15 protein-coding genes are annotated in these 25,219 nt (G+C 43.8%); 5 read left to right on the forward strand and 10 right to left on the reverse strand.

All coding sequences use genetic code 11. The features are described 5' to 3' along the window. Window positions 1–1,154 precede the first annotated feature (1,154 nt). Window positions 1,155–7,034, forward strand: a complete 5,880-nt coding sequence (locus tag NST25_RS17900; RefSeq protein ID WP_340392061.1) for a bacterial Ig-like domain-containing protein — start codon at window positions 1,155–1,157, stop codon at window positions 7,032–7,034. 74 nt (window positions 7,035–7,108) lie between these two features. Here the strand turns inward: NST25_RS17900 and NST25_RS17905 are convergent, their stop codons facing one another. Continuing rightward, complete coding sequence (locus NST25_RS17905; protein ID WP_076129714.1) at window positions 7,109–7,888, reverse strand: helix-turn-helix domain-containing protein; 780 nt, start codon at window positions 7,886–7,888, stop codon at window positions 7,109–7,111. Window positions 7,889–8,008: 120 nt separating this feature from the next. On the opposite strand from NST25_RS17905, the gene NST25_RS17910 reads away from it, so the two are divergent. Continuing rightward, window positions 8,009–9,925 (forward strand): right-handed parallel beta-helix repeat-containing protein, encoded by a 1,917-nt coding sequence (locus tag NST25_RS17910; protein WP_340392063.1) that lies wholly within the window; start codon window positions 8,009–8,011, stop codon window positions 9,923–9,925. 247 nt (window positions 9,926–10,172) lie between these two features. Here the strand turns inward: NST25_RS17910 and NST25_RS17915 are convergent, their stop codons facing one another. Beyond that, complete coding sequence (locus NST25_RS17915; protein ID WP_076129716.1) at window positions 10,173–11,339, reverse strand: hypothetical protein; 1,167 nt, start codon at window positions 11,337–11,339, stop codon at window positions 10,173–10,175. Continuing rightward, window positions 11,336–11,860 carry a sigma-70 family RNA polymerase sigma factor gene (locus tag NST25_RS17920; RefSeq protein ID WP_081387985.1) on the reverse strand — a complete coding sequence of 175 codons (525 nt, stop codon included), beginning with the start codon at window positions 11,858–11,860 and terminating at the stop codon, window positions 11,336–11,338. Before NST25_RS17920 ends, NST25_RS17915 begins: the two co-directional genes overlap by 4 nt. Before the next feature lie 173 nt (window positions 11,861–12,033). On the opposite strand from NST25_RS17920, the gene NST25_RS17925 reads away from it, so the two are divergent. Beyond that, a complete protein-coding gene (locus tag NST25_RS17925; protein WP_076141902.1) occupies window positions 12,034–12,864 on the forward strand; it encodes a MerR family transcriptional regulator in 831 nt (276 codons plus the stop codon). 13 nt (window positions 12,865–12,877) lie between these two features. After that, window positions 12,878–13,903 (forward strand): serine hydrolase, encoded by a 1,026-nt coding sequence (locus NST25_RS17930; protein ID WP_076194921.1) that lies wholly within the window; start codon window positions 12,878–12,880, stop codon window positions 13,901–13,903. 84 nt (window positions 13,904–13,987) lie between these two features. Here the strand turns inward: NST25_RS17930 and NST25_RS17935 are convergent, their stop codons facing one another. Continuing rightward, window positions 13,988–14,377, reverse strand: coding sequence for a hypothetical protein (locus NST25_RS17935; protein ID WP_076133856.1), 390 nt, complete (start codon window positions 14,375–14,377; stop codon window positions 13,988–13,990). A 131-nt stretch (window positions 14,378–14,508) separates the two neighbouring features. Next, on the reverse strand, window positions 14,509–16,254 hold the full coding sequence (locus NST25_RS17940; RefSeq protein WP_340392068.1) for a beta-galactosidase family protein: 1,746 nt from the start codon (window positions 16,252–16,254) through the stop codon (window positions 14,509–14,511). A gap of 154 nt (window positions 16,255–16,408) precedes the next feature. Here NST25_RS17940 and NST25_RS17945 point away from each other — a divergent pair, with 154 nt between their 5' ends. Beyond that, complete coding sequence (locus NST25_RS17945; protein ID WP_076194916.1) at window positions 16,409–17,863, forward strand: sulfatase-like hydrolase/transferase; 1,455 nt, start codon at window positions 16,409–16,411, stop codon at window positions 17,861–17,863. 72 nt (window positions 17,864–17,935) lie between these two features. Here the strand turns inward: NST25_RS17945 and NST25_RS17950 are convergent, their stop codons facing one another. From NST25_RS17950 to NST25_RS17970, 5 genes are all read right to left on the reverse strand, one after another. Further along, entirely contained in the window at window positions 17,936–19,435 is a 1,500-nt protein-coding gene (locus tag NST25_RS17950) for an arylsulfatase (protein ID WP_076194913.1), read from the reverse strand. Window positions 19,436–19,450: 15 nt separating this feature from the next. Further along, a complete protein-coding gene (locus NST25_RS17955; protein WP_340392071.1) occupies window positions 19,451–21,346 on the reverse strand; it encodes a family 20 glycosylhydrolase in 1,896 nt (631 codons plus the stop codon). A gap of 121 nt (window positions 21,347–21,467) precedes the next feature. Beyond that, window positions 21,468–23,099, reverse strand: coding sequence for an extracellular solute-binding protein (locus NST25_RS17960; RefSeq protein ID WP_076129725.1), 1,632 nt, complete (start codon window positions 23,097–23,099; stop codon window positions 21,468–21,470). 57 nt (window positions 23,100–23,156) lie between these two features. Beyond that, window positions 23,157–24,056 (reverse strand): carbohydrate ABC transporter permease, encoded by a 900-nt coding sequence (locus NST25_RS17965; RefSeq protein ID WP_076129726.1) that lies wholly within the window; start codon window positions 24,054–24,056, stop codon window positions 23,157–23,159. 24 nt (window positions 24,057–24,080) lie between these two features. Next, a complete protein-coding gene (locus tag NST25_RS17970) occupies window positions 24,081–25,049 on the reverse strand; it encodes an ABC transporter permease subunit (RefSeq protein ID WP_076129727.1) in 969 nt (322 codons plus the stop codon). Window positions 25,050–25,219 lie beyond the last annotated feature (170 nt).

A 25,219-nucleotide genomic window follows, 5' to 3' on the forward strand; every position in this document is an offset into this window, starting at 1 on the left:
TCTTATTTTCCAATTATCTTCGATTTCACCACGCTATCGGACTCAGACGCAGCTATTTTCTCAAAAACACTGCTCAGATCCACTTTTTCAGCTCATTAAGAGCTATGCAGTGCGAAACTCAGGGAAAATGAGCGAATTAGCTGAAATAGCTGCGTTACGGTCCGTAACCACAACCGCGGAAGTAATTAATGACTGCCCAAGCCCGTGTATTGGCTTTGATTTCCCCAGAATCTACGTATCTTATAGAATACCTAGGTCTATCACCAATGCACTCCATACGTTCGGACCGTATAGCCCTTATTTCCTGAATTTCCTCGTTTTCACCACGCTATCGGACTCAGACGCAGCTATTTACTCAAAAACACTGCTCTGATCCACTTTTTCTGCTCATTAAGAGCTATGCAGTCCGAAACTCAGGGAAAATGAGCGTATTAGCTGAAATAGCTGCGTTACGGTCCGTAACCACCACGCGGAAAGTACTTAACAACAGCACAAGCCCGTGTAAAGGCTTTGATTCCCCAGAATCTACGCTTCTTATCAGAAATACCTACGACTATCACCAATGCACTCTATACGTTCGGACCGTACAGCCCTTATTTGCTGAATTTCCTCGTTTTCGCCACGCTATCGGACTCAGTTGTAGCTATTTACTCAAAAACACTGCTCTGATCCACTTTTTCTGCTCATTAAGAGCTATGCAGTCCGAAACTCAGGGAAAATGAGCGAATTAGCTGAAATAGCTGCGTTACGGTCCGTAACTCCAATCGCGGTCATAATTTTTGCTCAAACGGTCGCGGACTTCCACTGCGAACGTACTTATCGGCAGCTTAGGTTCACTAACGACAACCGAGTATGTAATTTTTGCTCAAACGGTCGCGGACTTCTACTGCGAGCATACTTATCGGCAGCTTCGGCGCCCGTAACCACCACGCCAGCGTACTAACCACCAGCAACAGACTCCGAAAACTCCACGTAAGTAGCAGAAGCAAAGGCATAAACTGGGTGTCATTAACTCAGATTCTCCCTCTCCTGCTGCATAAACAGCGTTATATGGCGTATTGATTATAGCTGTACGCTTTAGTGATAACGTATAATTTCGGATGATCAAGCTTAGCTTTGGTCAAAATCGATCATATAAGGAGAGGTTTTAATCATTGAGAAAACAACAACGTTTGTTAGCCATGCTCGTAACCTTCCTGCTTTTGTGTTCCTCTTTTCCGTTATCGATGTTTGCAGAGGAAGCACCTGATCCTTATGAAGGAATGATTAACATTCAAAGTGAATGGCAAGGTAGCGTATTTGGTGATGTTGGGGGGCAAGACAAGATTACTGCGGCCAACTTTGGCATTACGGAGAACACGGATGGATCAGCAACACTGCGAAGCTCGAACGATAGAGGTAAAGTATCGGGCAGCACGGAAGGTATCGCTTATTACTTTAAAGAAGTTGATCCAAGTGTTAATTTTGAATTGAAGGCAACGGCTCACGTGGATGCTTGGACAGCCAATAACCAAGTTTCCTTCGGAATAATGCTGCGCGGCAATGTGTGGGATAACCAATTCGGAGCCTACTCTGGTGATTATGTCGCCGTGGGTGCTTTGGATCAAGAAATGAAAGCGTTTCATAAATTGCAAAATACAAGCCTACAGAAACTTGGGTACGTGTTTGATAACGCTAATCGCCCTGCCCAAGGAGAGAATTACGAATTAAGCATCAAAAAGACCGGAAATCTGTATATTATCCGCATCGGCAATGAAACCAAAACGATCGAAAGCTTTGACGGCTCCATTCAATATGCGGGCCTTTATACTGCTAGAAATACTACGGTTACGTTCCGAAACATTCAATTCAGTCAAGAAGGCCAAATCGAGCTAGGACCTTGGGGCTTCAGCGCCTTCGGAGGCAATACTAGTCCAGCAAAGAACCCCGAACCTATAATTGAAAGTCCAACCTCTGTAACGATGACGACTTACGGCGGCAAAATCTCCAGCAGCGATGAGGGATTATCTTTTTATTCGAAAGAGATTCCTGTGGAAGCGAACTTTGAACTGAAAGCGACCGCTTCAGTGATTGCTTTTAATAGCAATAGCACTGTCAGCACACCTAACCAGAAATCCTTCGGTCTTATGCTCCGCGACAGTATTGGGACGAACGGAGATACAAGCACAACCACTTCTAACTATGCGGCGGTGGGTGCTTTGGATCAGGTAATGAAAGGTTTTTATAAAAAAGACACCCAAGTGAAGTTAAATCCTTTTAGCGATATCCAGGCTCCGTCCGCAGGAGCTGTATATTCGCTAAGTATTAAAAAATCAGGAGCTACTTATCGATTAAGTGTGGGTGATCAGACCGAAATCATAACACTGGACGATACGTTCACAGATACTCTTTTTGCCGGAATTTATGTAGCTAGAGATGCAACTGTTACTTTCAGTGACATAGACATCCAGCTTGAATCCAAAATCGTAACCAGCTTAACCGCTGATACGAGCGCAATGACGAAAACCACTTATCTGGTTGGTGAACCCCTTGATTTGACTGGATTAGTCGTTAAGGCTATTTTTTCTGATGAGAGCGAGGCAGTTTTATCTTCTACGGATTATATTGTTACAGGCTTTGATAGCAGCAAGGTTGGAGAAAATATCATAACCATTAACTACAACGGTGCTTTCGTGAGCATTCCTTTGCAAATCGTTCCATTATCTATGACCTCATTATCAGTGAAGTATTATCCAGCTAAAACCGTATATTACCCAGGGGATACCTTCGATCCAGAAGGTCTTGTTCTTGTTGCCAATTATAACGACGGCTTCCTGACCAAAGAACTGACAAGTGATCTTTATTCCCTCTCCATTAACGGACAACCGATCAGCGATTTATTACCGTATCTATTTACGCAATCAGGCTCCACAGCGGTATCCGTTACTTCAACAGAGGCGCCGGCAATCACAACGACCTTTAACGTGGAAGTAAAAGCAGCGACGTTATCCGCTTTAGAAATTCGAAATGAACCTAAACAAACACTCTACTATATCGGTGACTCCCTCAAACTAGAAGGACTTGTGGTTTATGCTCATTACAGTGATGGTACACAGATTCGGCTGTTGAACAATGAATACAAGGTCTCTCTTCTCGACACCACGACATCTGGGGATAAAAAAATCACAATTACGCATAAAGGCTTAACAACCTCTTTTCAAGTTAAGGTCAACGTTAAAAAACTACTTGGCATCGAAGTCACCAGCTATCCTAAAACTACCTTTTTTATTAACGAAAACTTTGACAGCAAAGATCTCTTCGTATCCAAAGTGTATGATAATTCAGATAGAGAGAAGCTAAACAGCTATACGCTCGACACTTCCAAGTTCAACAATCAGGCAGCTGGAGTGTATGAAATTGGCATACTCCCTACCGATTCTTCTATTATGCCCATTACGTATTCCGTTACAGTAAAAGAAAAGATGGATCCCGTTTGGAAAAGCATTCAATTCGGTCAGTCCACTTCAGCTGCTAACAATCAGACGATTGTCAACGAGGATGGATCCGCCCAACTGATCGCTTTGGAAGGCGGCGGTAAAGTCACCGAAGATCATGACGGCATTACCTTCTATTACACCGAGCTAGATGCTGCGGAAGATAATTTCGTGCTGTCTGCGGATATCCAAGTGTTGGCTTTTGCAAAAAATCCATATGACGGGCAAGAATCTTTTGGCATTATGGCACGTGACGTCATCGGCACACAAGGAAATTCTAGCGTCTTTGCATCCAATATAGCTGCCATCGGTGGTTATAGCGGCGGGACGAAAAGCGATCTGGGCACACAGCTTTTTGTCCGTACGGGAGTTGAAAAAACGGATGGGACTGGCAGTAAAGGGATTCAAACCATCATGCTTCAAAAAGAACGTCCTGCACCTGCCAATACTGTTCCAGCAGCACCTTACCATTTAACCTTAGCAAAGACGAATAGTGGTTTTACAGGACAGCTCAATAATGGCCAACAAGCTATTCATTTCACACCAGACATTCTAAGCGTACAGGATTCAAAAATGTATGTCGGATTCTATGCTGCTCGTTTAGCCACAATTAATGTAAGCAATATTCAATTAACAGTCACTTCAGCAGCTACAGATTCTCCTAAAATAGAACCACCTGCGACTCCCGTCACACCTAGCTTAAATATACTTTCACTAAGTAAAACCTCAGATCCAGCTTACCAAATGATTGTGCGCTCTAATGTCAACGGAACGGTGACGTTGAAGCAAGGTTCTACGATCATCGCTCAGGATATCGAGGCAATAGCTGGTAAACGTCTTTCTATTCCCACGAGACTTCTTGATCAAGGAGATACGAACTTCAGCATTACTTTTTTACCAGATGATACTCAGTATTTGACCTCTTATGAGAAGATCATCAGCAACTTTACCGTCACCCTAAAAAGTTATAACGAAGATGATGATATCTACGTATCCCCCACCGGATCAAGCTCCGGAGATGGAACAATCAATCTCCCACTTGATATCGATACTGCGATTGATTTCGTTAAACCAGGTCAGCATATTATTGTGCTTGAGGGTCGTTATGTGCGGAAATCACCACTTGAGATTAAAAAGTACAATGATGGCAAAGCCTCCGCCAAAAAGTATATAGAAGCAGCACCAGGAGCAAGACCTATCTTTGATTTTGACAAAAAAACAGAAGGCGTTCTCTTGAGCGGAAACTATTGGCATGTGAAGGGACTTGATTTCACTCGCTCAGCTGGGAATACCAAGGGCTTTACAGTGGGAGGCAATTATAACATCGTTGAAAATAGCCGTTTCTATGCGAATGGTGACACTGGTCTACAAATCAGCCGAACAGATGGTACCGCGATAGAACTCAGTGAATGGCCTTCCTACAACTTAATTCTCAACAGTACCTCCTTCGACAACCGTGATCCATCTGACAATAATGCCGATGGCTTTGCGGCAAAATTGACTGCGGGTGTTGGTAATATTTTTAGAGGTTGTCTGGCGCATAACAATATCGACGATGGCTGGGACTTATATACGAAAGCAGGCTCAGGTGCAATAGGTTCAGTGCTGATTGAGCACAGCGCCGCCTTCAACAATGGGTTCTTAACAGACGGAACCGTAGGTGCCGGTGATAAAAATGGCTTCAAGCTTGGTGGCGAAGGCATTCATGTCACACATACCATCCGCGATTCCATCGCCTTTGGTAATGGCGCTTATGGTTTTACAAGCAATAGTAATCCAGGTGTGATCGCCATCAACAACATCGGATTTAACAATACGCGTGGTAATATAAGCTTCACCACTTATGATCACATTACTGCAGACTTTACGATTGACGGTTTCTTATCTTACCGAACTGCCAACATTGCAAAAGACCAATATCCAGCTTCTTTAGCTGCGGACAATAATTTCATGTTTGACGGTACGCGATCGGCGAATAAATCAGGTTTAGAACTGAGTGATTCTAACTTTGTCAGCTTAAATCCTGTAGTCAATTACTCTCGGGATACTGACGGGAATATAATCTGGGGCGATTTCTTGAAGTTCATTCCTTTGGATGGGCCGGAACCAAGTCCGACGGCTTCTCCGAGTCCAACGGCTTCTCCAAGTCCGACGGCTTCTCCGAGTCCGACGGCTTCTCCAAGTCCGACGGCTTCTCCGAGTCCGACGGTTTCTCCGAGCCCAACGGCTTCTCCAAGTCCGACGGCCTCACCGAGTCCGACTGTTTCTCCGAGTCCGACCGCTTCTCCAAGTCCGACCGCTTCTCCAAGTCCGCCGGCTGCCGCGAGCTCAGGCAGTTCCGGATCATCGGTTGGAGATTCGGCCACTACTATACTCCATTTGGACGGTAGCGTAAGTATTGAGATACCTACTACTATGAATGGAGAAAAAGCTAGCGCAATATTGACTGAATCTTCCTTACAAAAGATTATGGCTTTAGCCAAACCTAATTCCGCAGGCCACAAAATCCTAAGAATTCAGCTCGCAGAGGAACAATCGTCAAATGTTGGCTCATTTGAAGTCACTCTCCCTGCCGCAGCATTTCTTGTTGGAGCATCCACATTGCAGCTGGAGATCAATACATCACTAGCTACCTTTGTACTTCCGGATAATCTATTCCCGGCGAAGACACTGGACAATGTGAAGACGGTTACCTTGCTCCTCAAACCTGTCGATACAACAGGAAGTTTAAAGAAGCAATTGGGTGAAAGTTTGCTTATTGATTACGAGTTACTTTTGGATGGTACAACAGTTCAATTAGAGAGTTTAAATTCGGCCATACAAATTGGGCTTCCTTATCCAGCAGCTGTACCTCCATTGAACAACGCCTTTATTGTAGTGTGGAACGTCAATGAGCACGGAGTCATCCAACCGGTAGTAGGCGGGAATTATGATTCAGATAAGAAGCAAGCTATTTTCTCAACAACAAATTCATCTGGACAATACGCCGCCGTTTACAATCACAAAACGTTCAGGGACATAACTGATTCTCATTGGGCGAAGTTTATTGTAGAAGTACTAACATCAAAAGGTGTCATTAATGGTGTAACAGAAACAGAGTTTAGGCCCGACCAGACTGTTACACGTGCAGATTTCGCACTTTTATTGGTTAGAGCTTTAGGTCTATCCGCAGCAGAAGGAAATAGCTTTGCTGATGTGTCACCTAACGATTATTTTTATGAGGGACTTATGACAGCTCAGAAATTAGGGGTCGTTACGGGCCAAACCGACGGCCTTTACCACCCTCATGACTCCATCTCCAGACAAGAAATGTTTGTTATGGCAGCTAGGGCATTGAAGGCTGCTGAGGTATGGGAATCGAATACGACCTCTTCCTCCCCCTCTGCATTAGACAGCTACACCGACCATAATCAAATTTCTAATTATGCGGCAAATGATATTGCAACGCTGGTATCAGCAGGTCTCATTAAAGGAGACTCTCAGCAGCAGCTTACACCAACTGCCCATTCCACACGTGCCGAAGCCGCCATGCTGATTTACAGAATTATGATGCAAAAATAAAAAAAGAACTCCAAGACCACTATACTCGTGGTTTTGGAGTTCTTTTTATCCTCTTCCCTCCCCCCTTAAGTCTTCTAGTTCATTTCCTTATCAGGCGGATTGGAAACCCGATACCCTTTCGGTGATTGATGGGTGATTTTCTGGAAATTCCGATGAAATGACCGTAAGTTACTATAGCCGCAAAGGTTGGCAACTTCACCAATAGTCAGATTCGAGTTTTTTAATATATAACATGCTTGTGAGATCCGATAGTGATTCAAGTAATCTGTGAAGGGCATTTTCATCAGCTGGACAAATAGCTTTGATAAATACGGGTAATCATATTGCAGATGTTTTGCTACAGCTTTTAATGTGCAATCGGCAGAATAATTTTGTTCTACAAAAAGCAGGATTTTATAGAGCACCTTTGTTTGCGGGGACTGTTTGACCGGAGCAAATGATGTCTGACAGATCAACTGCGCACATACACCATACAGGAAACTTTTCTGGCTATAAATCGAATCCAGCTTTGTACAATCAGGTTCATTCACAGCATGGAGAACATTGTCAGTTGGAATAAAGCTTTTATAATTCATGTGAAAATCACCTATCAATTCTGTGGAGAAGAGGATTACCATAATCTCCGAAAAATCAATCGTCTCAAATTCATGCATCTGATTAGGAAAAATAAAAACCAGATCATTTTTCTGTACCTGATAGCTTTTCCCATCAATGGTGATAGATAACTGCCCTTCTTTGACATAAATAATCTCAAATGCCCGATGAAAATGAAGTGGAAAATGATAGTTTTTCAATGGAATGAGTTTAAAGTAATCTTTTTCGCTGACACCATGTTTTTCAAAAAAGGGCCACAAGTAGATTCTCCTTCACGAAAACACTAATTTTGTCTTAAAGTGTACTATATAAAGTATAGAACTAACAACGTTATTTCCTATAATATTGGATAAAGTCAACCAAGCGGAGGTTATAGGACAATGGAATATCACATATCAAAAACCGGTTCAGATCAAGGTCAAGGCACTCAGGTGGATCCCTTTTTAACCATCAATAAAGCGGCTTCAGTAGCTGTAGCTGGGGATAAGGTTATCGTTCATGAAGGGATATATCGCGAGTGGGTAAAACCGAGATACAAAGGATTAAGCGAACAAAGAAGAATTATTTATCAAGCCGCTGAAGACGAGCAGGTTGTCATAAAAGGCTCTGAGCATATACAAGATTGGCAGCAGGTTGAGAACCAAATATGGAAAGTGATCTTGCCGAACACGTTTTTTGGCAGCTTTAATCCGTATGTTGAGGAAGTGTCTGGCGATTGGCTCGTCACTATAGAGGAGACAAGACACTTAGGGGATGTATATCTAAATGGCATGTCTTTTTACGAGGTCAGTCAGTATGATCAACTGGCAGCTCCTGTCGAAAAGCTGGAGTTCAAGGATCTCTGGACACAAGAGATGGTTCCGGTCCAAAATCCAAAACAGACGACCTACGTTTGGTTTGCCGAAGTAAGCCCTGACCACACCACGATTTACGCTAATTTCCAAGGTGCCAACCCGAACAAAGAACTGGTAGAAATCAATGTACGCAGATCTTGTTTCTACCCTGAAGAAACCGGAATTGATTATATTACTGTAAAAGGTTTTGAAATGGCGCATGCGGCAACACCTTGGGCACCTCCAACGGCAGACCAGCCCGGACTGCTAGGCACTAACTGGAGCAAAGGCTGGATTATTGAAAATAATATCATTCACGATGCCAAATGCAGCGCTATCAGTATCGGCAAAGAAGCTTCCACAGGCCATAATTACCGCACCCTTCGAAAAGACAAACCCGGATATCAATATCAGCTTGAATCCGTCTTTACTGCTGAGCGTCAGGGCTGGAGCAAAGAATCGATCGGTTCACATCTTATCCGCCATAATACCATTTATGATTGCGGCCAAAATGCCATCGTCGGCCACTTAGGTTGTATTTTCAGCGAAATTCATCATAACCATATTTACAACATTGCGACAAAACGGGAATTCTGGGGCCACGAAATTGCCGGGATCAAGCTTCACGCACCGATCGATACTCACATCCACCATAACCGGATTCACGATTGTACTTTAGGTTTATGGCTGGATTGGCAGACCCAAGGGACAAGAATCACCAAAAATCTGTTCTATCAAAATCATCGGGATTTGTTTATAGAAGTAAGCCATGGCCCTTACATTGTTGACCATAATATCTTGACAGCTAAACATGCTTTAGAGAATGTAGCCCAAGGTGGAGCCTATATCAACAATCTGATCGGCGGCAGGATGGTTCATCGAAAGGTACTAAACCGGTCCACGCAATATCATCTTCCGCATAGTACAAAAATTGCCGGTTTCTCACTTATTTATGGTGGGGACGATCGGTTCTATAACAATATCATTGTTGGAAAAGACGGATGGACAGGCGTGGGAACATCACATTTCAATCACTACACCACCTCTTTGGCGGAGTATATCGAGAATGTCCATAAGTTACACGGTGATCTTGAGGAGTTTGAACTCGTTGAACAGCCTATGTTCATTAATAACAACGCTTACTTAAACAGTGCAGAGCCTTTCGAAAAAGAGAATGTAAAGCTGGTTGAGGAAAGCTTTGATCCAGACTTCTTTATTGTAGATCAAGGAGATGAGGGATTCCTTTCCATTGATCTGCCTGATAGCTTCGTTAACTTCTTAGGTGAAGTACATTCAACTGAAACTTTGCCGCGGGTGCGCATCGTGGATGCCGAGTTTGAGAATCCGGATGGCAGCAATATAATCCTGGATACAGATTTTCTGGATAACAAGAAAGAGAATAAAAGCACTTTAGGACCTCTTACACTTTTGAATAAGGGCAAAAATTATATTAAAGTGTGGTGATCGGTAAAGCAGGTGGCTAGTCCACCTGCTTTTTTCATTGCAATCATTGAGTCTGCTACTTATTGGCCTTAATCTTTTGAATAGATACTTCGTTTTGTTCTATTATGATTTGATATTCAACAATCTCTCCTGCTTTAAATTCTTCGTTAAATTCTTTACTGACCGTTCAAAGAATTGATCTGAAGGTCATGGACGATAAATAAAACGAATATAGATAAGTCTTGTGAAAAGTTATCTGAATGATACTCTAATTCAAAATAATAATCCTGCCCGTGATTACACCCTTTTCATCTCTGGAAAATTGAAGTGCCCTAGTTTCTTTATCGTCCGCACTGAAGCTTACGGAATCCGAGTAACCGATTTGCCCTTCCTCAAACATATTTTGGACAAAAAGCTTGACACTCCAGTTATCGTATTCATAATTGAAAGCCCCTTGTTCATCAACACGCACTTCCTTTACAGATTCAGGGATAATCGTGCCGGTGGAGATTTTTTTCTTCATATCCTCTATTTTTTTAATTAGTTCCTTCTCATCATCATCAATAGAGGCAGCTGCATCTGTTGAAACCGCTGAATCAACTTTGCTGTCGGCAGAGGGTTCTTTCAACAGCTCCTGTAAATAGCTCTCAGCTTTGACAGGGTCAGCTTTGGTTGGGTCCAGCGGAAGTTCAAATAGAATAGCGGTTCCCTTGTAATCGTTATTAGCGCTAATTTCCCCCGTACTTTCATTATAAGCAAACGCATCTTTGCTGAAAAAAGAACTACCATTACTGACAGCTAGATATACCCCTCGGTCAGCGAACATCTCCACTCCATCACATTCAATCAGCCGGTACATAATTCCATCTATAACAGCCTCGCTATAGCCACCATTCATTGTTGTGATATTAACCTGCCATGGTTTTAGTCCCTTTATAAGCGGTGACACAAAGAATGGATCCTGGCCATACTCCGGTTCACTTGTAGCAGGCATGGGGCCACCGTCTATTCTGGCGATGGATACAACGGCATAGGATCTGTTTGGGTTAATATTCTGATCAGACTTACTCAGTTCTGAAAGACCTTCCCCCGAGACTATTCCATTCAACGTCACGTTATAATCACCAGATATAACCGATTGGTTGATTTCAACAGCATCCCTGCTTTCGAATGCTTTTGCCAGCAGTTGCTGGCCCAGATGCTCAGCAACCTGCTTGGGGCTAAATAGCTGTGTAGCTGCATAAGCCGTTAAAGACATTACAAGCGTGAATATAGCAACCATTAGTCCAATCGAAACTCTTTTTTTATAGGCTGGTTTCATTGGTTTAGTCTCCTTAAACTGTTGGATGATTCTTTCGTTTAATTCCTCTGTCGGCTCTGCTGTAGAAGCTAGCGCTTGCTTTAGCAGTTGATCCAACTTTTCGGAGTCATTCATTGGGATTCAACCTCCAAAATCTTTTTCATCGCCTTGCGGGCTTGGAAAAGTCTGCTTTTAACTGTGCCCGGTGGAATCCTTAGCGCTGAAGCAATCTCATCAACGGTCATTTCTGCGGTATAGTACAGATAGAGCGGTATTTTCAGTTTCTCATTCAGCCGGTCTGCGGCAGCATGAATCATGTGCCGAAGCTCCTGGGACAGCAATGCATCCTCTGGCATAACCTCTCCATCGAAAGTACACGCCAGATCGACCGCTTCATTATAATCTGCTGTAGGTGCAATTCTTTGCCGCCATGCCCATTTTCTGCGTTTGTTTTTGCGTAATGAGATAGCAATCGAGATAAGGAACGCTTTCGGATTTTGGTTCAGGTCCATTTTATGCCGCATTTCCATAGCTTTTAAAAAAGTCTCCTGATAGAGATCGTCCGTATCCACCCTATTCCCCGCAAGCGTAAAACAAAATGCGTAAATTGCTTTGCCATGTAATTTTATTAGGTCACTCAACTCTTCAATTTCCAAGTAGGCTACTCCTTTCTGAATGGCCATTCACCTATATATTGTCGTAACCTTAGAATCGGTTCACTATTTTGCTGTTGACTTTGACCTTAGGGTAAGGTGTTAAGTAGAGCTAGAACCAAACATCGATGTTTTGGCTTGGAAGCTTAATTAAAACGAAAAAAGGAGATGACTTTTTGCTGTCGATTGGAGAATTCTCGAAGATATGCGAAGTTTCTACGAAGACGCTTCGATATTATGATGAGATCGGATTAATTCATCCCGATGAGATTAACCCTGAGAACGGTTATAGGTATTACTCCATTAAACAACTTAAAAAAATGCTTTTTATCAATCGTCTGAAAGGTTATTGTTTCTCACTGGAAGAAATCAAAGACATTTTACAATGGGAACAGAATCATTCAGAAGAGAAGCTCTACTCAGCCCTTAATCTCAAGAAAAAAGAAATACAGGAGAAAATAAGCGCTTATGAATACACCTTACAACAAATCAATAGTGATGTTTTAAATCTGGAGAAAGGTATTCCCATGATGTCTTACCTGAATGAGATAAAAGTAGAGCTTGTTGAAACTCAGCCTATGAATATTCTTTTTATGCGTCAGATGTTGAGCAGTGATGACTATGCGTTAGGTTATGGACATTATTTTAGCAGGCTATATGAAAAAATCGCCACGGAAAAACTCACTTTGCTCGGTACGCCAATAACGATATATCACAGCCATGAATATAATCCAGCCGGAAATGATACAGAGTTTGCTCTCCCCATAAAAGAGGGTGTAAAAGGTACAAGAGATTTGCCTGATGCTCTTTGTGCGAGATCTGTTCTTAAAGGCACCTATTCAGAATTGACCTCGGTCTATGCTCAGCTGAGAGAATGGATAGAAAATGAAGGTTATGAATGGGTGAACTCACCTTATGAAATCTACTTAACGGACCCGACACAGGTTGCTGTGCCTGAGGATCTGGTTACCGAGGTCTATTTTCCAGTAAAGAAAAAAAATTCATAAAGGAGTAACTTTCATGCTCAAAAACAATTATCCAACTTCAGATTGGCAAATCTCAGCCCCCGCAAACTTAGGAATGGATGCTGATATGCTTTCAGAACTAGAATCGAAGATCAAATCCGAGTATAGCAATATCAACGGGATTGTTGTGGTAAGAAGTGGAACTATCGCTTATGAAAAATATTATAATGGCGCTAGCCCGAATGACACACATCATGTGGCCTCTGTAACAAAAAGTATCATATCCGCGCTCATAGGCATTGCCATAGAGGCTGGCTTTATTAACAATGCAGATCAAAAGGTACTGGAGTTTTTCCCGGACTATGTTCCAAACGCTGCTCAAGATCCGCAAAAACAAGAAATCACCTTACGCCATCTCCTTACGATGACCGCATCTTATGCTTTTGCAGATTGGCACGAACCGCTGGAGCAAATGTGTATGCAGCCTGACTGGGTAAAATATACGCTGGATATGCTAGGCCAACAAGGAACAATTGGGGATTTCAAATATTCTACCGCTGGAGCACATCTGCTTTCTGCCATCATCACGCGCAGCACTGGACAAAGTGCCCGTGAGTTCGCCAACGAACGTTTATTTAAACCTATCGGAATGAATGAAATCCCGGATTATGAGATGAGCTCATTTGGGTTCGATGATTTGTTTGGGGTTAATGTGAAGGGGTGGGTGGAAGACCCAAATCGTATCACCACAGGAGGATGGGGACTTACGTTGTCTCCACGCGATATGGCGCGTTTTGGTTTATTATATTTGAACCATGGACAATGGGAGAATAATCAGATCATTTCGGAGACATGGATTGAGGAATCAACAGCGATGAACCCTAATCATTACGGTTACTTGTGGTGGCTACGCGAAGAAGACGGGGTTTACACCTACTCAGCGTTAGGTGATGGTGGTAATGTCATTTGCTGCATTCCAGAAAAAAAACTTGTCGTAGCCATCGCCTCAGAATTCACACTTCAGCCTCGTGACCGGTGGCCCCTGATTAAGGATTGTATTATTCCGTCTGTTGTAGAGTAAAGAAGATAGAAAACATGCTGGTTGCCACTACTTCATTAACAACTAGGAGAGCAACCAGCTGTCTACACTCTAAATCATTTTGCTTCAAGGAAAAATAATATCGCCTTCGTTGCTGCTTACATCAAAAAATCCTACTTTGTGTTTTATAGCCAACTCCCGCATCGCCGTATAAGCTTCCTCAGCTACAGAATAAGCGAAAGCCGCATAGATGACGGATGAGCCAAGCGAGTAGTCAGTCAACCGGTTATCCGTTCCGGCTTCCTCCATCGCTTCAAAAATCTCGTCCTCTACATTCATATTAGGAAATTGCTCAGACAACTCACTATAAAAGCGTTGCAACGCCTCCGATAAAACTGATGGATCATTATAGGCATGGTCTTCCGACCACTGCACTTGCTGTTCATACCACTCCATAAACGCTGCTCTCTCTTGCGGTGCTTTAGACGTCTCGAATGCCATCAAATCATAGCTCATTTAAAATCCTCCTCTAACCCACCCTAATCGTGCATTTTCAGTTCCTATAAATTGTTGGGCTGTTTTGATTATATATTAAAAATCATCAGACCCATACTATAGAATCATGATACTTCCTCACCCGTTAAATATCATGTGAGCTCCGGTGTATCCACAAAAGTAACCACTGGCTCCATTACGCCATGTAGTTCGAATAAGATTAGCTCGTTATCACCTTGACGCAGAAGCGGCGCTGGTAAGTACAGTGTTTTAGTTGGACCCTTCTCCCAGTAGCGCCCTAAATTAAAGCCGTTTATAAAAACCTGACCTTTACTCCATCCATCCAGCTGCAAAAAAGTATCCTCAGGCTTACTGACTTGAAAGCTCCCCCGGTAAAAAGTGGGCTGCTGACGTTGCTCGCAATCTATCGGTGTGAATGATAATCCCTTAAGATGGGTTAAAGGCAAAGAACGAATCGTCCAATCATGCAGGAATTGATAGCCGAGTCTAACGCCACAGGTTATGCCTTTTGGATCACGAAGCAGCGGGCCATAATTTACACGCCCCATATTCTCCACAAGGATGTCGATCTGCAGTCCCTCCGTTGGAACCTCTAATGGAATTCCTCGCGGATCCCAGCGTTCAACTGTACCGACAAAGGCCCCATTCGCGAATACAAGCGCACGATCACGTACTTCTTGAAGGACGAGCTCCGTACTGCTGCGGGGTCCACTGATCTTCGTCGAATACAAAATGAACCCATAATTCTGATTCAGTTTCTCCATTGGCTCGGGACATGCTCTATGTACTGGGTGAGACAAAACGTCTAACTGAGTGAACAGTGGTGCTGCTTCTGTCATCAACACTTTACCATAAGCTTGTGACTTTATTAACGGCGGTAATTCCAGGGGCGGCAACGTTACGTATTTCTCAATTATTGTTCGAGCTGCATAGAATTTTGCAGTTGGCTTACCGGATTCGTCCAGCAGCGTATCATAATCGTAGCTGGTTACGATGGGCTCATATTTGTCAAAAAGATTTGCCCCATTCATAAATCCAAAATTCGTCCCCCCATGGAACATATAGAAGTTAACAGAGGCTCCTAAAGCCAGCATTTCATCCAAAGTCTCCGCTACTTCAGATTCGGGGCGTGTATTATGCGGTTTCATCCAGTGGTCAAACCATCCATTCCAGAATTCCATACACATCAACGGTCCCGTAGGCTGATATTCACGTAGTTTAGCAAAGGCTTCCTTTGCCCGTGAACCGAAATTCACCGTGGCGAACACTCCGTCAATCATGCCCCCTTGGAGCATATGATCTTCAGCTCCATCTGAAGTAAACAGCAGAACGTCCATGCCGCGGGCGATCATTCCTGCTTTTAGATCATTCAGGTAAGTTTTATCACTACCAAAGCTTCCATATTCGTTCTCTACCTGAAGAGCAAGCACAGGACCACCGTTAGTGCTTAACAAAGGCCGCAGACGTGGAAGCAACTCATCGAAATAGGCATCCAACTTAGATAAATAGACGTTATCATTACAACGCAGCTGTATGTTATTGTCCGCAAGTAACCAAGCTGGCAATCCACCGAATTCCCATTCCGCACAAATATAAGGACTTGGCCGCAAAATCACGTGCAAACCAAGCTCTCCAGCAAGTCTAACGAAAGCCTCGATGTCAGCAAATCCAGCAAAATTGAAGCTCCCCTCCTCTAGTTCATGTAAATTCCAAGGAATATAGGTTTCAACAGTATTCAATCCACAAGCCTTCAGCTTCAGCAAACGATCCTGCCAATATTCCGGAACGATCCGGAAATAATGAAGCGCACCAGAAAGCAACCGGATGGGTTGTTCGTCTAATGTAAAATGATCCCCTGATATGGATAACTTCCGCATATAATTTCTCCTCCAACATTGAGATAGACTATTTAATTATAGGTAATAAAAATATCAACCCATATGGACGATTCTAATGAAATATATGGAGAATTCATTGGTTGCTAGAGGCTTTTGTGATGCTATACACTATATTCATAGGGGGTTGTTACGGATGTCAAAAAGAACTCATATTTGGTTAATTACCACAGATCAAATGCGTGCGGACGCACTAGGTATCGAAAACGCTTCCGTACTGACACCTGAGCTTGACAAGCTTGCTTCGGAAGGCACACTCTTCACTGGTGCTTACTGCGCTAGTCCTGTTTGCACGCCTTCACGTTCTTCCATTTTTACAGGCAGGTATCCGCATGTTCACGGTGCCTGGAACATCGGTACCACACTCAGAGAAGATGAACTTACCTTATGCGATCATTTAAAGAAAGCGGATTATAAAACCATCGGTATAGGAAAGATGCATTTCCGCCCTCAGATGAAGGGGGACTTTTCACAAGAATATGAAGAGCCTGCTTATCGTGACCGCGGAAGAGCTTCCGATGGAACGTACTACGGATTTGATGAACATCATATTACGGAAGATAATTGTATCGGGGAATATATGGAGTGGCTTAGAGTGCGCAACCCTGAAGCGGCAGAACGTTTCAGCAAGGACCGTTACAGAGCTTCTAATGCTCAAAACGATGTGTGGGAGAGCGAAATCCCTCCAGAGCTACACCAGTCATACTGGATTGCTGAACGGAGCATCGATGTGATCCTCTCTCACAAAACCGAACAACCGCTATTTTTATGGACCAGTTTCGTCGATCCACATCACCCCTTTGACCCTCCAAAAGCTTACGCGGATATGTACGCTGACACTGACATTCCATCTCCAGCCAGCGAAGCAGACGACGTGCATCTTCGTCCTCCACATCTGCTGCGTCAGAGTCAGGGAGGATATTGGCCTGGTGGCGGTGAGGAGCATTCTCTTGATGAAGCGCATATGAAACGGCTCACCCGAAATTATTATGCGATGATTACCTTCATTGACGAGCAGATCGGACGTATTATAAAAGCTTGGCGTCAAAAAGATATGTACGATGATGTAGTCATCCTCTTCACCAGCGACCACGGAGAACTGCTCGGTGACCATGGGCTGATTTACAAAGGGCCGTGGTTTTATGAAGGGTTAACACGAATCCCGATGATCGTACGCGGTCCTGGGATTGCTTCCGGGCAACGGGTCCCTGCTTTGATGGAACATGTTGATATTGTCCCCACACTGCTTGCAGCCGCAGGTCTCAAAACTCCCTACGGAATTCAAGGTGTGTCACAGATGGAGGTGCTGGCTGGAAGAGAGTCCCATGTGCGCAATTCTGCCCTAACCGCTTATATTGCTCATGATCGCGGCATTAACGCTAAGTGTTTGCGTACAACACGCTATAAGCTGGTGATCTTCGCAGGTGAGACCTACGGTGAATTGTATGATTTGAAAGAGGATCCTCATGAGAACTCCAATCGTTTTGAAGATCCCGATTATAGTGATATTCGCCATTCGATGATTGAATTGCTCGTCCATCGAATGATTCAAGATCAGGACCCTTTGCCTGAACGCCGGAGTAGCTGGTAAATTCACTAACCTTTCTTTCTATCCTTAACAGACTTAGGGCAACCTGAAAGTTCAGGTTGCCCTAAGTTATGATTATTCCCCCAATTGGGATGCCTTTAGAATATGAGAAATTGGGCGTCCGGCAATCCATTCGCCGTTGTTTACAAACCCTTCCTCTCGTCCCTCCAGCTCGTGAATAAGACGCTCTCTCCATTCTTTTATGCGCTCGAATTTATCAATACAGCCTATCGCATTAATCTTCTCTGAGGGGTCTGCCGCTAAATCAAAATACTGCTCTTCCCCTGTCTGAGAATACCAAATAAATTTCTCTCTTCCATCCGTTAAGAAGTGGTGGGACTTTTCTCCATAGGCTTGTTCCCCATGAATATAAGATCGCCACAATGTCTGATCTCCCCTGCACAGCGGCAACACACTTTGCCCTTCTACTGTAAATGGTATTTGGACGCCAGCAGCTTCAAGAAATGTGGGCATAATATCGCGAAGCTCTACAATGGAATCAAGCCGGGAGCCGGCAAGAAGTCCAAGCGTTTCTCCCGGATCAAACACTATGAAAGGAATCTTAGCACTTCCTTCATAAGGAAGAGATTTCCGGAAGTAATGGTGATCCCCCATCATTTCACCATGATCAGAAGTAAATAGAATCAAAGTTTCATTTAAAACTCCATACTCCTGCAGGCCATTGATCAACCTCCCAATTTGGTCGTCAAGATGCGTAATTAGCGCGTAATACGCGGCACGGGCACGATCCAATCTGCGCTTTGGCAAATTAGTGAACGAAGAAGTTGGATCCTTAGCTGCGTTTAAGGCAGCACTCTCGTCCACCCAATCTCCGATTGGAGGATCAGGAAATTCCAAGTCCTTGTACATATCTAGATAACATTGTGGCGGATCCAAGGGGGAATGCGGGCGAACGAAGGAAGACCATAGGAAAAATGGTTTCCCAGGGTCTCTTCTTCGCAAAAAGTCTAGCGACTCGGTTACGCACCAATTCGTTGGATGCATCGCTTCCGGCAAGTGCCAGGGGCGGGCAACCGTTGAGGCGTTGCAATCGAGGCCTAAGTCAGTGATATCCGAATTGGTATCAGTTTGTCTTCGCAGCCACTGCAAATAATCGTCCACTTGATCATAGTGTTCATCATGGAACGTTTGGTTCTTATCCCGATTGTAGTGAAGATATCCATCATGAAGCACCACATTATGGAATCCACATAGATTACGTGCAGGATACACATGCATCTTGCCAACACACTGCGTATGATAACCAGCTTGAGCAAGCTCGCCGGCAATCGTATGGGCGTAATTCCATTCAACCTTATCCTGATAACCAACCCGGCCATGTGATCTTTGCCCCATTCCTGTCATGATAGCAGCCCTGGCGGGAATACAACTGGGGGTAGCCGAATACGCGTGCTCAAATAAGATCCCCCTTGATGCCAGAGCGTCCAGGTTGGGTGTCTCAACGACGGGATGTCCCATAATGCTCAGGCAATCAAAACGCATCTGATCTACGGTGATAAGCAGAAGGTTAGGCTGCTTTGTACCCTTTTGATTGTCCAGATTAGTATCAATCATAACCTCACCCCCTTCTTAAACCCCAGCGATCACGGATGGTGTTGCAATCGTGTGCCATAAATTCGCACTTATCGCCCTGGGGTTGCCCTCGTCAACAAGGCCGTCGAACGTCAGAAGCTCCTCTTCTAATTCAGCAATCTGTTCCACGTTCCCTTCGACATAGCGATTGATTCGATGAATCGCCGTTCTGATTCTCTGAAGCAATCCTCCCATACGAAGATCAAAGACATCAAGACCAAACACCTTATTTTCCTGCTCCCATTGCACTCGATAGTCGTCCATGAATTGTCTGGCCAAATCAGATAATTGTGGCAAAGTCACCTTGGCAAAGTGAGCCAATTCCTCTAAATCTCCACGATGATAAGCTTCGCGTATAGAAATCCCGATTTCGCTCTTTATTTCGAGCAAGCGACACAAGCTGGCTTGTACAGAGAATAAGGATTGCCAAGGCGAATTGCGAGTGATCGCCTGTTCGAGCTTTTCTGCACTTTGCTGATAATGCTTCGAATACGAGCTAGGAATAACATGTCGATCGAACAAACCACATAAAATATCTTGATAAAGCAAGTATTTAGCCGGATTGATAGAACATCCCCCCGGTGCCGAATTACCCGGAACCAAGTTGGCCGCATCGAGTGCCATAAAGTCATCATAATTGCCTTGCACGCAGCTACTGAATCTTTCTTTGACATGGTTCTCCACGAAACATCTCGTGTAGCAGAGCTCCGCCCAAAGTTGAAGGGTAGGAAGAACCGAGAAAACGGAAGCTTCAGCGCCATTATCTCCCCATGCGGTAATCAACACTTCTTGAATTCCATACTTAACACAGCTATCATGAGCCAGCAGACTGACATGGCGACTGAATTCATTGTTTGGAGCGAAGCCCATCCATTTCCAAGCACCACCTGCAAATCCAATATGATCATTTAGCTGCTTATGTTTGCTTAACATCCCGTCGTATTTCTCCTGCGTTTCCGAATAATAATCCCAGTAGATCAAGGTAACATCTTCAGGAATCAGCTTTACAATATCAGGGCTAATTGGACTTTCAGCATCGTAATATTCTCCGGAACTGGCCAGACGAAAAAACATGTCGCTCCACATCATCGTCTGGAAACCATATTTTCTGGCGATCTCCATAACAGTGCTAAAGTGTTTTAACATTAACGAGGAGCGATCCTGATACCCATGCTTATCCAGGTATTTACCAAGTCCCATCATATGAGCTTCGTCCATCCCGATATTTATGCGGCGACTGCTTACATGAGCCGACATAAAAGCAAACATTCGATCAATTAACTCATAAGTTCTGGGATCATCAATAAGGAGAATATCCTGGAAATCCACAAGCGGTGCATGTGCCTGCCATTTCAACGCTTGGCCGAGATGGGCCAGGGTCTGAATACAAGGAACCAGTTCTATGCCAAATAACGCGGCATACTGATCCAGCTCCCGAATTTGATCTCCTGTATATCGGCCTCGCAAATAGCCGAAATAAGGGTATCCCTCCAGTTCGTAGGTGTCTTCCGTATACAACTGAACCGTTGAATATCCCATAAGCGCTAAACGCCGGATCAATTCCTTGTATCCTTCATAGTTAAGAACCGCATTTCGCGAACAGTCTACCATGAAGCCTAACTGTTCATAAACCGGCCGTTCATTAATTTCAACTCGTTCTCCACGGCGTACGTTCTCAAGAAATCGGCTGAGTGCCCGGAACAATTGATGTTCCTGTTCATACGCAATGGTGACCTGAGCCTCATCGTAAGATATTCGAATGCCCTTCCCTTGCTTCTTACAAATCACTGGTATCCCTGAGCGTTCCATTCGAATACTCAATATTCCCGCTACTTCTGAAACAGCTGCTAACTGTTTCTCGGTTAACCCTGTCAAATGAATGCTAAGGTTCATAGACTTTACCCTCCCAATCTTATAAGTATGCGGTCTGTAGCGCCGCACAGTCTAAGCCATACTTCAAATAATTAAACGGAAGATCCGGGCTACTAGCGCCCGGATCTTCTCTATTCATCCATTATTCAATACCTTGTTCCTTGGCCTTCTCATTTACTTCCTCTATCATTTTATCAAGACCTTTAGCCTTATAATCGTTCACAATGCTATTCCAGTAACTCTCAACGGGTTCTTTGGAAAGCATGATCTTAAGCAAATCATCATGGTCAAGCACAGTAAATTTATCCTTTGTTGGGGTGGACATATAAGTTAACCGAATGTCGTATTCTGGCACCTTTGTATTGTTCTGAATCCAGTCGATGTAATCGACAGCTTCTTTGCGGATTCCTTCGTTAGCAATCGTCGGGTTATCCATGTTATAGCTATCTGAAGTTTCATAAGCCACCAAATTCTTCAGAAATCTGCTAGCTGGATACTTCTCATTTAATGAACCCTTTTCAATGACAACCTTCTGCCCATTTTCGAGCTTATAATCTACACCTTCGATGCCATAAGTCAACAGATCCTTGCCTTCAGGAGACAACACATAATCATAGAGTGCCATGATGCGATCCATCTTTTTATCGTCAATCTTATTGCTGAAATAGCTTTCTGACCAGTATGTTTTAAAGATGGCATGTGAGCGTTCACCATCAGGACCGATAAGCGGCTTGAGCGCCTTCACGCTCTCCGTCATATCCTTATCCGGATAAGCTGTTTTCCAGCGTTTTTCATACATATCGCTATTTAAATTTATGAAACCTCCACCGCTTAGAAGAGCAGCTGCTTTGCCTGCTACGAAATTGTCATAGGACTCTGCTGGTTTGACGAGCGCGATGTCTGGATCGATCAATCCTTTTTCGTACATATTCTTCATGTTTTGCAGCGCTGGCAGCGCATTTTTAGAGAATACAGCAGGGATAAACTTTCCATCCTCTTTGATCCATTTAAAATCACTGCCGCTTCCATCACTAGTAGCAACCGGGTTGCCATACAACCAGAAGAATCCGCCCAGCATCTTGGTAGTTGTCGTCGTAAGACCAGTAACATGCTTGCCTTCCGGATCCGACTTTACGATTGCATCAAGCATGGCTTCAAACTCTTCCCATGTCTCTGGCTCTTTGGTGATCCCGGCCTTTTGAGCAAGATCCCAACGATAGAAGACCATACGATCCAGTGCGCTCCAATCAACACTCGGGAACATCCGGCGAGGCACAGTATAATACTTTCCATCTACTCCTAATCCTTTAATATCTGGGGATTCGAAGTATTTTGCAAGGTTTGGATACTTTGAAAGATCCGGGAGCGCTTTGACAACGCCTTGATTCACCCATTTGCGCTGATATTGCGTGCCGACGGCGTCGATCGCGAAAATGTCTGGCAATTGGCCGGAAGCGGCCCACATTTGAATCTTCTGGGTATAGTCATCCCATGACAAATTGACAGGTTTTAGTGTGATGTTGAATTTCTCCAATACTTGTTTAGCGATCGGGTCCTTTTCGATGTTAGCAATCTCGGCATCCGCATCCCAAAACCCAAGAGAAATGGTCATTGGATCCTTGTAAGGATTATCCGTGGAGTTAGAAGAATTCGGAGATGTTTCACCGTTTGAACCAGCCTGCCCTTTGCCGTTATTGCCTCCACCGCAAGCCGTGAGTACTGAAGCCAACAAAGTTATACATAATGCCAATGTCATTATTTTCTTTCTATGCATGCTTGAAACCTCCCTTTATACTATTTTAGGATAGAATCAATCTATTTAAAATCTTTCTTATCCTTTTATTGAACCCACCATAATCCCTTTATTAAAATGCTTCTGCAGGAACGGATAAACAACAATAATCGGAATACTCGAAACTACAATCGCTGCCATTTGAAGTGCAGGTGTGTAGACCTTCCCCGTCTGCTCCTGCTCGGCCATCGTTTGTGCCATTTGGCTTAGCAAGGAATTCGAAGTAATGAGTGTCTCCCGCAGATAAATCTGAAGTGGTGCTTTTGCAGCGTCACTGATAAAAATCAGCGCATACCACCATTCATTCCATCTTTCCACAGCATAGAACAAAGCAAAAGTCGCCATGAATGGAGCAGAGATCGGAATAATGATTTTGAAAAGAATGTACAGATCATTCGCCCCGTCCAGCTTAGCCGATTCTTCCAAGCTTTCTGGAATGGTATTGAAATAGTTTTTCATAATGATTAGATAAAACGTATTGAGACCCGCGGGGATGATCATGACGAGTATATTGTTTACGAATCCTAGATCCTTAACGACTAAGTAAAAAGGAATTAAACCGCCATTGAAAAACATAGTGAACAAGATCAAGCTGAGCATTATGTTTCTGCCGGGCATACCCCGCTTGGATAATGCGTAAGCTCCCGCCACAGAGATTGTCATACTGAACAACACGCCAACCACAGTTACGATGACAGAATTAAAGATGGAAGTCCAAAACTTCATATCCTGAAGCAAAAGCTTGTAAGCGGACAGGTCAAACGAAAGCGGAAAAATATAAAAGTCACTTTTACTAATCGCTTCGAACTTTGCCACAGAGATAATAAGAACATTATAGAAAGGAAAAAATGTTACTATTGCTAGGAGCCCCAGAACCACGAATGCGACGATATCGAAGACACTCCACTTTTTTCTCTTTTTAACCGTTGTGTCGGTCACTTGCTTCTCCCCTTTTCCTGCAGATTAATACAGCCCTTCCTCGCCCATCTTCTTAGCGAACGTATTGGCCGCCCATAAAAGGATTAGGCTGATAATGGACTTGACGACACCCACGGCGGTCATATATCCAAAGTCTCCTCCAATCGTGAAGGAAGTCCGATAAATGTAAGTATCGATCGTGTCGGCAACCGAATATACCGGCGAACTATACAGGTTGAAAATTTGCTCGAAGCTCGAACCTTGGGTTAGTAGTTGTCCAACTTGAAGGATTAACAGAACTGCGACTGTACTCTTCAAACCCGGCCATGCGATGTTTAGCAAACGGCGAAACCGGTTCGCTCCGTCCACTTCAGCCGCTTCAAACAGCTCAGGATTGATCCCTGCCAGAGCCGCCAGGTAAATGATTGAATCCCAACCGATCTCTCGCCACACATGCGTGATATACAGAACGGGTCTGAATGCACTTTCATCGACAAGAGGAGAATTCGGATCTCCACCAAACAGCATGATGATCTGGTTATAAATCCCGTCCTTGCTTAAAATATTGATAATAATCCCCGACAGTACAACCCACGATATAAAATGCGGGAACGTCAGGATCGTCTGAAAAAACCGCTTCATTTTTGTCCTGGAAAACTCATATAAAACAATCGCCAGGATAATGGGCATCGGGAAATGAGTGACCAGCTTCATCAAGCTGATAATGACCGTATTCCAAAACGCCTTGCGAAAATCGGGGTCGGTCAGCAGCGTTTGGAAATTCTCCAAGCCAACCCAAGGACTTCCCAGAATCCCCTCACTGTAATTAAATGTTTTGAACGCTAGCGTTACACCGTACATGGGAGCATAGCTGAAGAGGGCATACCAGATTAACACCGGTAGAACCATGAGGTAAAAATACTTGTACTGTAAAATCGTTTTTCCTAAACTTTGCTTTGGAGCACGAGTTTTTAAGCTTCGTTTAGGCGTACGAGCGGTTACAGAATCAGCCAATCTTCTCCCCACCTTTCTGTATGAGTTTGTTATGCTTGTAAGCGATTTATATGGTAAATTATATCGGGAGTGTAAATTCTCTTGTATAGAGAATACAACTCCGATTATGTGGATTTTTCACACCTTTGCGGGAGACCTTCCTGTGGCACGTAATATCGGACATAGTGAGC

This window comes from Paenibacillus sp. FSL E2-0190, from assembly GCF_037992965.1.
GTDB lineage: Bacteria > Bacillota > Bacilli > Paenibacillales > Paenibacillaceae > Paenibacillus_AQ > Paenibacillus_AQ odorifer.